Source organism: Nonomuraea sp. C10 (genome assembly GCF_008017515.1).
Lineage (GTDB): Bacteria > Actinomycetota > Actinomycetes > Streptosporangiales > Streptosporangiaceae > Nonomuraea > Nonomuraea ferruginea.
On the sequence record NZ_VPFF01000003.1, the window covers coordinates 49,557 to 60,720 of the forward strand.

At 73.1% G+C, this 11,164-nt stretch carries 10 protein-coding genes; 7 read left to right on the forward strand and 3 right to left on the reverse strand.

The genetic code is table 11. The features are described 5' to 3' along the window. Positions 1-62: 62 nt before the first annotated feature. Positions 63-2,108: a phenylacetic acid degradation bifunctional protein PaaZ gene (gene paaZ, locus FR742_RS31620; RefSeq protein ID WP_148034992.1), complete on the forward strand. Its 2,046-nt coding sequence runs from the start codon at positions 63-65 to the stop codon at positions 2,106-2,108. A 39-nt stretch (positions 2,109-2,147) separates the two neighbouring features. Here paaZ and FR742_RS31625 read toward each other — a convergent pair whose 3' ends face one another. Further along, positions 2,148-3,341 (reverse strand): RNA-guided endonuclease TnpB family protein, encoded by a 1,194-nt coding sequence (locus FR742_RS31625; RefSeq protein ID WP_148034993.1) that lies wholly within the window; start codon positions 3,339-3,341, stop codon positions 2,148-2,150. Positions 3,342-3,451: 110 nt separating this feature from the next. On the opposite strand from FR742_RS31625, the gene FR742_RS31630 reads away from it, so the two are divergent. The 4 genes from FR742_RS31630 to FR742_RS31645 all read left to right on the forward strand — a co-directional run bounded on the left by FR742_RS31630 (position 3,452) and on the right by FR742_RS31645 (position 7,812). Then, the gene (locus FR742_RS31630; protein ID WP_261808903.1) at positions 3,452-3,937 is read left to right on the forward strand and encodes an Lrp/AsnC family transcriptional regulator; all 486 of its coding nucleotides are present in this window, start codon (positions 3,452-3,454) and stop codon (positions 3,935-3,937) included. Positions 3,938-4,104: 167 nt separating this feature from the next. Next, positions 4,105-5,199 (forward strand): pyruvate dehydrogenase (acetyl-transferring) E1 component subunit alpha, encoded by a 1,095-nt coding sequence (gene pdhA, locus FR742_RS31635; RefSeq protein ID WP_148034994.1) that lies wholly within the window; start codon positions 4,105-4,107, stop codon positions 5,197-5,199. A 1-nt stretch (position 5,200) separates the two neighbouring features. Then, positions 5,201-6,232, forward strand: coding sequence for an alpha-ketoacid dehydrogenase subunit beta (locus FR742_RS31640; RefSeq protein ID WP_396990262.1), 1,032 nt, complete (start codon positions 5,201-5,203; stop codon positions 6,230-6,232). Continuing rightward, positions 6,229-7,812: a dihydrolipoamide acetyltransferase family protein gene (locus tag FR742_RS31645; protein ID WP_148034995.1), complete on the forward strand. Its 1,584-nt coding sequence runs from the start codon at positions 6,229-6,231 to the stop codon at positions 7,810-7,812. Before FR742_RS31640 ends, FR742_RS31645 begins: the two co-directional genes overlap by 4 nt. Positions 7,813-7,815: 3 nt before the next feature. Here FR742_RS31645 and FR742_RS31650 read toward each other — a convergent pair whose 3' ends face one another. Together FR742_RS31650 and FR742_RS31655 are read right to left on the reverse strand one after the other, a co-directional pair. Further along, on the reverse strand, positions 7,816-8,478 hold the full coding sequence (locus FR742_RS31650) for a response regulator transcription factor (protein ID WP_148034996.1): 663 nt from the start codon (positions 8,476-8,478) through the stop codon (positions 7,816-7,818). Continuing rightward, a complete protein-coding gene (locus FR742_RS31655; RefSeq protein ID WP_148034997.1) occupies positions 8,475-9,581 on the reverse strand; it encodes a sensor histidine kinase in 1,107 nt (368 codons plus the stop codon). Before FR742_RS31655 ends, FR742_RS31650 begins: the two co-directional genes overlap by 4 nt. A 190-nt stretch (positions 9,582-9,771) precedes the next feature. Between FR742_RS31655 and FR742_RS31660 the strand changes: the two genes are divergently transcribed. Next, entirely contained in the window at positions 9,772-10,128 is a 357-nt protein-coding gene (locus tag FR742_RS31660) for a DUF6223 family protein (protein WP_148034998.1), read from the forward strand. Positions 10,129-10,152: 24 nt separating this feature from the next. Then, positions 10,153-11,097, forward strand: coding sequence for a TAXI family TRAP transporter solute-binding subunit (locus FR742_RS31665; RefSeq protein ID WP_148034999.1), 945 nt, complete (start codon positions 10,153-10,155; stop codon positions 11,095-11,097). Positions 11,098-11,164 lie beyond the last annotated feature (67 nt).

The window sequence follows — 11,164 nt, forward strand, 5'->3', positions numbered from 1 at the left end:
CGGTCAGTAATAAGGTCGCACACGAGTGGGCATCGACGCAACGGGGCGCGAGAGGAGACAGGGTGAGCACGCTGCTGGAGAGCTACGCAGCCGGACGGTGGTTCCGCGCGGCCGACGACGGGGAGCCGCTGCTCGACGCGGCCACGGGCGAGGAGGTCGCGCGCCTCTCCAGCCGAGGGCTGGACATCGCCGCGATGGTCCGCCACGCCCGCGAGACCGGCGGCCCCGCGCTGCGGTCCCTGACCTTCCACGAGCGGGCCGCGCTGCTCAAGGCGCTGGCCAAGCACCTGTCGGAGCGCAAGGAAGAGCTGTACGCGCTGTCGGTGCGGACCGGCGCCACCTCGCGCGACACCGCCGTGGACGTCGACGGCGGCATCGGCACCCTGTTCAGCTACGCCAGCAAGGGCGTACGGGAGCTGCCGAACGACACGGTCTTCCTGGACGGCGGCCTGGAGCGCCTGGGCAAGGGCGGCACGTTCGTCGGCCAGCACCTCTACACGTCCAGGCCGGGCGTGGCGCTGCAGATCAACGCCTTCAACTTCCCCGTCTGGGGCATGCTGGAGAAGCTGGCCCCGGCCTTCCTCGCCGGGCTGCCCTCGATCGTCAAGCCCGCCAGTCAGACCGCCTATCTCACCGAGCTCGCCGTCCGGCTGATCGTCGGCTCGGGCATCCTCCCCGAAGGCTCGATCCAGCTCGTCGCGGGCAGCGCGGCCGGGCTGCTCGACGAGCTGACCGTGCAGGACTCGGTGGCCTTCACCGGCTCGGCGCACACCGCCGGGATCCTGCGCCGCCACCCGAACGTGCTCGACGGCGGCGTGCTGCTCGGCGTCGAGGCCGACTCGCTGAACTGCTCCGTCCTCGGCCCCGACGTGCGGCCGGACGACCCGGAGTTCGACCTGTTCGTCAAGGGCGTCGTCACCGAGATGACGGTCAAGGCGGGGCAGAAGTGCACGGCCATCCGCCGCGCGCTGGTGCCCTCGGCGATGGCCGACCAGGTGGTGGAAGCGCTGGCCGCGCGCCTTTCGCGGGTGACCGTGGGCGACCCGCGCAACCCGGACGTGCGGATGGGCGCGCTGGCCGGGCTCGGCCAGCGCGAGGAGGTGCGCAAGGCCGTCGAGGCGCTGCGCGCCGGCGCCGACGTCGTGGCCGGCGACCTCGCGGGCGGGCCTCTGCGCGACGGGGACGCGACGCGCGGCGCGTTCATGACCCCGCTCCTGCTGCGTGCCCGGCCCGGCGCCACCGAGCCGCACGAGGTCGAGCCGTTCGGGCCCGTCAGCACCGTGCTCACCTACGACACCCTGGACGAGGCGGTCGCCCTGGCGGCGCGCGGCCGGGGCAGCCTGGTCGCCTCCGTCGTCACCCACGACCCCGAGGTCGCCCGGTCCGTCGTGCTCGGGCTCGCGCCGTGGCACGGCCGGGTCCTCGTCCTCGACCGGGACGACGCCGCCGAGTCCACCGGTCACGGTTCGCCGCTGCCCGTCCTCGTCCACGGCGGCCCGGGGCGGGCCGGCGGCGGCGAGGAGCTGGGCGGGGTGCGCGGCGTGCTGCACCACATGCAGCGGACCGCCGTCCAGGCCTCCCCCGACCTGCTCACCGCCGTCACCGGGCGCTGGACGACCGGCGCGGCGCGCATCGACTCCGGCGTGCACCCGTTCCGCAAGTCGCTGGCCGAGCTGCGGATCGGCGACACGATCGCGTCCCCGCCGCGCACGGTCTCGCTCGACGACATCGAGCACTTCGCCGAGTTCACCGGCGACACCTTCTACGCGCACACCGACCCGGAGGCGGCCGCGCGCAACCCGCTGTTCGGCGGCATCGTCGCCCATGGATATCTGGTCGTCTCGCTGGCGGCCGGGCTGTTCGTGGACCCCGCGCCGGGTCCGGTGCTGGCCAACTTCGGCGTGGACGCGCTGCGCTTCCTCACACCGGTCAAGGCGGGCGACGCCATCGCCGTGACGCTGACCGTCAAGCAGATCACGCCGCGCAGCGGGGCCGGCCACGGCGAGGTCCGCTGGGACGCCGTCGTGACCAACCAGGAAGGGCGCGCGGTCGCCACGTACGACGTCCTCACGCTGGTGGCCAAGACGTGGGACGAGAACGCGCGTTGACATCCTCCCCGTGCTGAAGCACGGGGATTCCAACCGCAACTACCCCACGAGGAGGAGGTCGTGTTGAGGTTCGCGGTGCACCGGCCCGGCAACCCGTGGCCCTTCCCGCGCAGACACGACATGCCCTGCCGCGTGTGCGATGTTCCTGGCCGCGTTCACATCAGCGTTGGCGGCGTATCCGCAGGACCGGCACCGGTAACGCGCTTGGCTCTCACGCGCTTGCCGGTCCACGATCCCGCACGCCGAGCACCGCTGACTCGTGTACGCGGGGCTGACCTTCACCACCCGCCCGGGCGCCTTGTCCTCCAGGCGCCGGACGAGACAACCCCATCCGGCGGCCAAGATCGACCGATTCAGCCCCGCCTTGGCCCGGACATTACGGCCCGGCACCTCGACGGTGCCGCGCACCGACCGGGCCATGGCACCGATCTTCAGGTCCTCGACGGCGACCACGTCGAACCGCCGGGCCAGGCCCGTGCTGACCTTCTCCACCCAGTCCTTGCGCCGGTCGCTCTCGCGCGCCTTCACCCTGGCGATGGCGGCCTTGACCTCGGCACGCCGGTTAGATCCGCGCCCGGCCCTGGCGAGCTTGCGCAACAGCCGCCGAAGCCGCGCCTTCTCCGCCTCACGCAGCCCGGGAGCATGCAGCATCTCCCCGCTCGACAGGGCGGCCGACACAGCCACCCCCCGGTCCACACCGACGACCTCGCCCAGGCCCGGCGCCGGGACGGGATCGGGGATCGCGGCGAACGCGACATGCCAGCGCCCGGCGCGGTCGCGGGTGACCCGATACGACTTCACCTCGTCAGGGACGGCGCGGGACCAGCGGAAGCGGATCCAGCCCACCTTCGGGACCTTCACCTCGCCCACGTGCCGGGACAGGCGGCGCACATCACCCGCTTTGACGGCGACGATCCGGAACCCTTCACCCCGCCCGCGCTTGCGCCATGTCGGACGCCTGTGGGTTCCACCGAAGTAGTTCGCCATGGCTTGCGCGAAGTCCTTCAGAGCCTGCTGCTGAACGATGATCGACCCGGTGCGCAGCCACGCGAACGCTGCCCGCGCCTCGGTCAACTGGCGGCACTGCTCGGCGAACCCCGGCGCGCTCCTGCGGCCCGGCTTCCAGAGCATGTGCTGCTCAACCGCGAGATTCCACACATACCGGGCGTGCCCGCAGTGCTCCAGCAACCCTGCCTCCTGGGCAGGCGACGGCTGGAGCCGGTAGCGGGACACGCCGATCAAACTACCGACCACCACCGACAAAACCGGGAGACCGCAGTGTCCGGCCGTTCCGGCTTTCCTCCCCGCCCTGAACGACGGGGCCTCCAGCCTGTAGGTATCCGGTGAGCGACACCGGCGAGGGCTGGCCGGCACGTCCTGCCGCTCCGCTGGACGACGTGGACCGGGCGATCATCGCCGAGCTGCTGCGCGACGGGCGCATGTCGGTGCGGAACCTGGCCGAGCGCGTGCACATCTCGCGCGCCAGCGCCTACGCGCGCCTGGCCAGGCTCCTGGACGACGGCGTGATCACGGGTTTCACGGCCGAGCTCGCGCCGGCGAAGGCAGGGCTGGGCACCAGCGCGTACGTCTCGGTGGCCATCGAGCAGAACACCTGGCGGCAGGTGTCGGCGCGGTTGCGCGAGATCGCGTACGTGGAGCACATCGCCATGGTCGGCGGCGACTACGACCTGCTGGTGCTGGTCAGGACACCGGACAACGAGGCGCTGCGGCACATGGTGCTGGAGCGCATCCAGGACATCCCCGGCGTGCGCGCGACCAGGACGTGGCTGGTGTTCGACGAGGCCCGCGGCCGGGGCGCGGAGTGGTGAGCCAAACGTCCGGCTCACCCTCCGCCAGAAACCCGATTGGATCGACATTTGGCCCATACAAGCTCCATTTTTGGCCATTTGTCGCTGTTTGTACGTGATGTCTTGAGCAGGTGGCTCGCGCGGCACACGCTTCTCTTGTCAAACGTCCAGAGAAAGCGAGTGTCGCCATGTCCCATCACCAGGTGGCCGGCCTTCTCCCCGCGCCCGAACCGGTGCGCTTCGTCGCCGAGGACGGCACCGCCGTCGATCCGCCCGCCGGTTACCGGGCGCCCGCGGACGAACAGCTCGCCGAGGCCTACCGCCGGATGGTCCTGGGCCGCCGCTTCGACCGCCAGGCGACCGCGCTGACCAAGCAGGGCAGGCTCGCCGTCTACCCGTCCAGCATGGGGCAGGAGGCCTGCCAGGTCGCCGGCGTGCTCGCGCTGGGCGCGGACGACTGGCTGTTCCCCACCTACCGCGACTGCGTGGCCCTGGTCGCGCGCGGCCTCGACCCGGTCGAGGTGCTCACCCTGCTGCGCGGTGACTGGCACTGCGGCTACGACCCCGCGGCCACCCGCGTCGCTCCCCAGTGCACGCCGCTGGCCACCCAGACCGTGCACGCGGTCGGCATGGCCGAGGCGCTGCGCCGCAAGGGCGAGGACGCGGTCGTGATGGCCTTCGTGGGCGACGGCGGCACCAGCGAGGGCGACTTCCATGAGGCGCTCAACTTCGCGGGCGTGCTGCGCTCTCCGGTCGTGTTCTTCGTGCAGAACAACAAGTACGCGATCTCGGTGCCGCTGGCCAGGCAGACAGCGGCCCCGGCGCTCGCGTACAAGGGCGTCGGGTACGGCGTCCGCTCCGAGCAGGTGGACGGCAACGACCTGGTCGCGGTGCTGTCCGTGCTGACCGAGGCGGTGCGGCACGCCCGTGAGGGAGGCGGCCCGTTCCTGGTGGAGGCGCACACGTACCGCATGGACGCGCACACCAACGCCGACGACGCCACCCGCTACCGCGACGACGAGGAGGTCGAGCGGTGGGCGGCGGCCGACCCGCTGGCCCGGCTGGAGACCTACCTGCGCGACCGGGGCCTGCTCGACGCGGCGGGCGTCACGGCGGCGCGCGAGGCGGCCGAGGAGTTCGCCGCCCGCGTCCGCGACGGCCTGAACGCCGACCCGGAGACGGACCCGTACGAGCTGTTCGACCACGTCTACGCCGACCCCACGCCGCAGTTGCGCGAGCAGCGCGAGCTGCTGGCGGCCGAGCTGACCGCACCGGAGGAGTGACATGACCGCGATGTCGATGGCGATGTCGATGGCGCAGGCGCTGAACGCCGCCCTGCGCGACGCGCTGCGTGCGGACGAGCGGGTGCTCGTCTTCGGCGAGGACGTCGGGCCCCTGGGCGGCGTGTTCCGCGTCACCGACGGGCTGACCAAGGAGTTCGGCGAGGAGCGGTGCTTCGACACGCCGCTGGCCGAGTCCGGCATCGTGGGCCTCGCGGTGGGCATGGCGATGGGCGGGTTCCGGCCGGTGGTGGAGATGCAGTTCGACGCCTTCGCCTATCCGGCGTTCGAGCAGATCGCCTCGCACGTGGCCAAGACGCGCAACCGCACCCGCGGCCGGGTGACGCTGCCGATGGTGATCCGCGTCCCGTTCGCGGGCGGCATCGGCGGCGTCGAGCACCACTGCGACTCCAGCGAGGCGTACTACGCCCACACGCCGGGGCTGAAGGTCGTCACGCCCGCGACGGTCGAGGACGCGTACTGGCTGCTGCGTGACGCCATCGCCGACCCCGACCCGGTGATCTTCATGGAGCCGAAGCGGCTGTACTGGTCCAAGGAGGCGTTCTCCCCCAGCGGGCGGCGGCGCGCGCCCGGGTTCGGGCAGGCGGTGGTCCGGCGCGAGGGCCGCGACGCGACGCTCGTGGCCTACGGGCCCGGCGTGCCGGTCGCGCTCCAGGCCGCCGAGGCGGCGGCCGCCGACGGGGTCTCCCTGGAGGTGGTCGACCTGCGGACGATCGTCCCGTTCGACGACGAGACCGTCACGTCCTCCGTACGGAAGACCGGGCGGTGTGTCGTGATCCAGGAGGCGCAGGGGTTCGCCGGGGTGGGCGCCGAGATCGCGGCCCGGGTCCAGGAGCGCTGCTTCCACTCGCTGGCCGCGCCCGTGCTGCGGGTCACGGGCTTCGACATCCCCTATCCGCCGCCGAAACTGGAGCACGCCCATCTGCCGGACGCCGACCGGGTCCTGGACGCGGTCGACCGGCTGCAGTTCGACGACCGGCCCGACGTGGTGCACCTGAGCAGGGAGGCGTCATGACCGCGGGGCAGGTGTTCCGGCTGCCCGACCTGGGCGAGGGGCTGACCGAGGCGGAGATCCTCGACTGGAAGGTGTCCGTCGGCGACACCGTCGAGATCGACCAGATCGTGGTGGAGGTCGAGACCGCCAAGGCTGCCGTCGAGGTCCCGGTCCCCTACGCGGGCACCGTCCTGGCCCTGCACGCCGAGCCCGGCGCCGTCCTGTCCGTGGGCGCGCCCCTCATCGAGGTCGCCGCCGAGCACCCGGCGGCGGCCCGCTACCGCGAAGAGGAACGCGCCGGCTCCGGCAACGTCCTCATCGGCTACGGCACCACCCCCACCCCACCCCGCCGCCGCCGCCGTCCCACCACAAACGCGAACGCCACCGCAGAGCTCACCCCCACCACAAACCTCAGCCCCGACACAAATCTCCGTCCCGCCACAGACCGGCGGCCCGCCACAGACCCCCGCCCCACCACAGACCCCCGCCCAGCCGGCGGCCCCCGTCCCACCGCAGATCTCCGTCCGGCTGCGGAATCGCATCCCGCCGCAGAGCCGAGCCCCGCCACGAACCTCCGTCCCGCCGCAGAGCGGCGGCCCGCCACAGATCCCCGCCCGGCAGACCTCCGTCCCGCTGCGGAATCGCGGCCTGTCGCGGAGGTGCGGAGGCGGGAGGCGGCCGGGGGGATGGCGCCGCGGGTGATCTCGCCGTTGGTGCGGAGGATCGCGCGGGAACATGGGATCGATCTCGACGAGGTCACGCCCACGGGGCCGCGTGCGGTGATCCTGCGCCGCGACGTGGACCGAGCCATCACCGACCGCGCCCGCGCCACGGCGGGGAGGGCGCCGGTGGCCGACCGTTCCCAGACCACGGCGGGGAGAGGGACCGACCGTTCCCAGGACATGGCGGGTCAGGAGCGCGTCCCGCTGCGGGGGGTGCGGCGGGCCGTGGCGGAGAAGCTGAGCCGCAGCCGCGCCGAGATCCCCGACGCCACGACCTGGGTGGACGTGGACGCGACCGAGCTGCTCGCGGCCAGGGACGCGCTCCGGCGCGACCGCCCCGACCTCGGCATCGGCCTGCTGGCCCTGCTGGCCCGCATCTGCGTGGACGGCCTGCGCCGCTTCCCCGAGCTGAACTCCACGGTGGACGTCGCCCGTTCCGAGATCGTCCGGTACGAACACGTCAACCTCGGATTCGCCGCCCAGACCGACCGCGGGCTCGTCGTCCCCGTGGTCCGCGGGGCGCACCGGATGACCACCGCCCAGCTCGCCGCGGAGCTGACCCGGCTCACCGGCCTGGCCCGCACGGGCAAGCTCCCGCCCGAGGCGCTGACCGGCGGCACGTTCACGCTCAACAACTACGGCGTCTTCGGCGTGGACGGCTCCACCCCCATCATCAACCACCCGGAGGCCGCTCTCCTGGGCGTCGGCCGCGTCATGGACCGCCCCTGGGTGCACGGCGGCGCGGTCGTCCCCCGCAAGATCACCCAGCTCTCCCTCACCTTCGACCACCGGGTCTGCGACGGCGGCGCGGCCGGCGGGTTCCTGCGCCACGTGGCCGACCTCGTGGAGAACCCGGCGATCCTGCTCGCCCACGTCTGAGCGTCAGGAACCGCCCGGCACCACCAGTCCGGACTCGTAGGCGATGACGACGAGCTGGGCCCTGTCGCGGGCGTGGAGCTTGGCCATCGCCCGGTTGACGTGGGTCTTGGCGGTCAGCGGGCTGATCGCCAGGCAGTCGGCGATCTGGTCGTTGGACAGGCCCTGCGCGACCAGGGCGACGCTCTCGCGTTCCCGGTTGGTCAGCTCTTCGAGCCCTCTGCCGGTGCCGAGGGTGATCGGCCGGGTGACGTACCTGTCGATGAGTTTCCTGGTGATCGACGGCGCGAGCAGCGCGTCGCCGCGGGCGGCGACGCGCACGGCGTGCAGGAGGTCCTCGGGCCCGATGTCCTTGACCAGGAACCCGGCCGCGCCGGCGCGCAGCGCGTCGAAGACGTACTCGTCCAGGCCGTAGTTGGTCAAGATGACGACGTGCACCCCGGCCAGCGCGGGGTCCGCGGCGATGCGCCGGGTCGTCTCGATGCCGTCGGCGACCGGCATCTGGACGTCGACGAGCGCGATGTCGGGCAGATGCTCCCTGGCCAGGGCCAGGCCCTCGACGCCGTCGCCGGCCTCCGCCACCACCTCGATGTCGTCCTCCAGGTCGAGGAGCGCGCGGAACCCGCTGCGGATCAGCGGCTGGTCGTCGACCAGCAGGACGCGGATCACGGCAACCGGTCCACGGGGAGTTCGGCCCGGACGGTGAAGCCGCCCTCGCCGCGCGGCTCCGCCCGCAGGCGTCCGCCGAGTGCGGTGACGCGTTCGCGCATCCCGAGCAGCCCCACGCCGGGCACCGGGACGGTGTCGTGGGTGGCCCTGCCGTCGTCGTCGACGCGTACTTCGAGCGTGTCCGGGCGGCAGTCGATCCGGACCGACGCGGTCGCGGCGGCGGCGTGCCTGGCGACGTTGGTGAGCGACTCCTGGACGATCCGGTAGACGGTCCTGCTCACCGCGGCGGGCACGTCCTGCCGCCGCCCCTCGATCGTCAGGGTGGCGTCCAGGCCGATGGCGCGGGCCCGTTCCACCAGCTCCGGGACGTCGTCGAGCCCGCGCGGCGGGGTCGTGTCGTCGTCGCGCAGCGCCTGCAGGGTCGCGCGCAGCTCGCGGGCCGCCTCGCGCCCGGCCTCCTGGATCGCCAGCAGCGCCTCCGGCACCTGTTCGCCGCGCCTGCGGGCCACGTGCACGGCGACCTCGGCCTGCAGCTTGACGATCGAGATCTGGTGGGTGAGCGAATCGTGCAGCTCCCGCGCGATGCGCAGCCGCTCCTCGTCGGCGCGGCGCCGCGCGGTCTCCTCGCGGGTGCGCTCGGCCTCCTCCGCCCGCCGCTCGGCCTGCCGCAGCGCCTCGCCCGCCGCCCCGGCCGCGACCAGCCAGGCCAGCTCAAGAGCGCCCCGGGCCTGCGCGAACGCCTCGCCCAGGTCGTACGATCCCGAGGCCACGGCGGCGAGCGGCAGCGCGGCCAGCATGGTCACGCTCGCCACCACCGTGACGACGCGGTGCCCGGCCCGTACGGCGGCGAACACCGCGAACAGGAACGCGACGGCGGGCACGTCGAAACCGGCCGCCTGGTAGCCCACCGCGCACAACCCGGTGACGACCAGGACGGGGACCGGCGCCCGGCGGCGCGCGGCCAGCGCCAGGCCGCCGGCGACCAGCGCCGCGTAGCCGGCGGGGTTCGCGGAGCCCTCCCCGGACAGCCCGGTGACCAGCAGCGCCGCCGCCACGCAGCCGGCGATCGCCCAGTCGAGGGCACGGGACCGTCCTGTGCTCATGCGCGCACCATAGCCCGATGCCGGCGCGGGCGGATCCTGCGTACGGACGATCGCCGGGCTACCGCGTCCGCGGTACTTCCACGGATCCTGCGTCCCCGGCGGCAGCGCGCATCGCCTCCCCTGGCCGGACGACCGGCGGCGGGTCCGGAGGACACCATCGGGACACGTCCAGTCCCAGGAGGAGAGTCTCATGTCCGTCACCTTCACCCTGCTCGGAGTCGTGGACCCCGTCGACGCCTACGCCATGACCTCCGGGCGGCTCTGGTCCGCGGTGGGCGCGCTGCTGGGCCTGGCGGGCACGGTGGTCGGCGGGCTGGCCGTGGCCCGCGCCACCGGTCGCATCGGCGCCGGCACCGGCAGGAGGGGAGCCGTCGTGGCCCTGGTGGCGGGGCTGGCGGGCGCGGCCGTCGGCGGGCTGGTGGTGGCCGCCGCCGAGGGGGGTCCCGGCACCGGTTACGGCATCGTCGGCGGCTATGTCGCCGTGGTGGTGGGCCTGTGCTCCGTCGTGCTCGGCGGGCTGGCGCTGACCCGCCGCGTCCGCCGCTGATCGCCGGGCCCGTATCATCGCGGCATGCTGAACCCCAGCAGGCGGGCGGTGCTCCTGGCCGCCGGTGGGCTGATCGCCGGTTGCTCGCGGCAGCGCGAGGTCGGCGAGATCGACCTCCGGCTGGCCACCGGGCCGGCGGGGGCGGTCTACCGGCGCATCGGCGGCTCGATGGCCGCGCACATCTCCGAGCAGGTGCCGGGCGTCACGGTGCGCACCGTGCCGAGCGGTGCGTCCACCGACAACATCCGGATGCTCCGGGCCGGCGCGGTGCACCTCGGGCTGACGAGCCTGGACGCGCTGATCCTGACCGACGGCAGCGCGCCCGAGGAGCTCTCGGCGATCTGCCGGCTCTACGACAGCCACCTGCATCTCGTGGTCATGGCCGGTTCGGCGATCGAGGAGTTCGGCGACCTGGAGGGCAAGCGCATCTCGCTCGGCGCCCGCGACTCGGGCACCGAGTTCACCTCGCTGCGGGTGCTGGAGCTGGGGCCGGTCGACACCGACAGCCGGTATCTCAGCCAGGCCGAGTCGGCGGCGGCGCTGCGCGAAGGCGTGATCGACGCGATGTTCTCCCTGACCGGCGTCCCGACCCCGGCCATCACGGAGCTGGCGCAGCGCCACCCGATCCGCCTGATCCCGCTGGACGCGCAGGCGGGTGCGCTCTTCACGGCGTTCCCCGGCCCCTACGCGCCGGCCATGATCCCCGCGACCGCCTACGCCGGCGTCCCTGCCACCCGCACCTTCGCCGTGCCCAACGTGCTTCTCGTACGGAACGATCTGCCGGCCGACCTGGTGTACGCCATCACCGACACGATCTTCACCCACACCGGCACGATCTCCTCCGCCGGCCGCGGCGACACCGAGGCCATTCCCGAGGCCTGGCACATCAACGTCCGCACCGGCATCTCGACCGCGTCAATCCCGCTCCACCCGGGCGCCGCCGCCTGGTTCCGCGACCGCAAGCACTAGGTGCGAGTTGCCCGCAATTGCAACTTATATGCAGAATGGGGTTCAGCGTCACCATCGTCTCACCACC

Excerpts from the sequence above, each read along its gene's own strand:
- FR742_RS31665 (WP_148034999.1), top strand. The coding sequence starts at position 10,153 with ATGCTGAACCCCAGCAGGCGGGCGGTGCTCCTGGCCGCCGGTGGGCTG.
- FR742_RS31655 (WP_148034997.1), bottom strand. The coding sequence starts at position 9,581 with ATGAGCACAGGACGGTCCCGTGCCCTCGACTGGGCGATCGCCGGCTGC.
- FR742_RS31660 (WP_148034998.1), top strand. The coding sequence starts at position 9,772 with ATGTCCGTCACCTTCACCCTGCTCGGAGTCGTGGACCCCGTCGACGCC.
- pdhA (WP_148034994.1), top strand. The coding sequence starts at position 4,105 with ATGTCCCATCACCAGGTGGCCGGCCTTCTCCCCGCGCCCGAACCGGTG.
- FR742_RS31640 (WP_396990262.1), top strand. The coding sequence starts at position 5,201 with ATGACCGCGATGTCGATGGCGATGTCGATGGCGCAGGCGCTGAACGCC.
- FR742_RS31645 (WP_148034995.1), top strand. The coding sequence starts at position 6,229 with ATGACCGCGGGGCAGGTGTTCCGGCTGCCCGACCTGGGCGAGGGGCTG.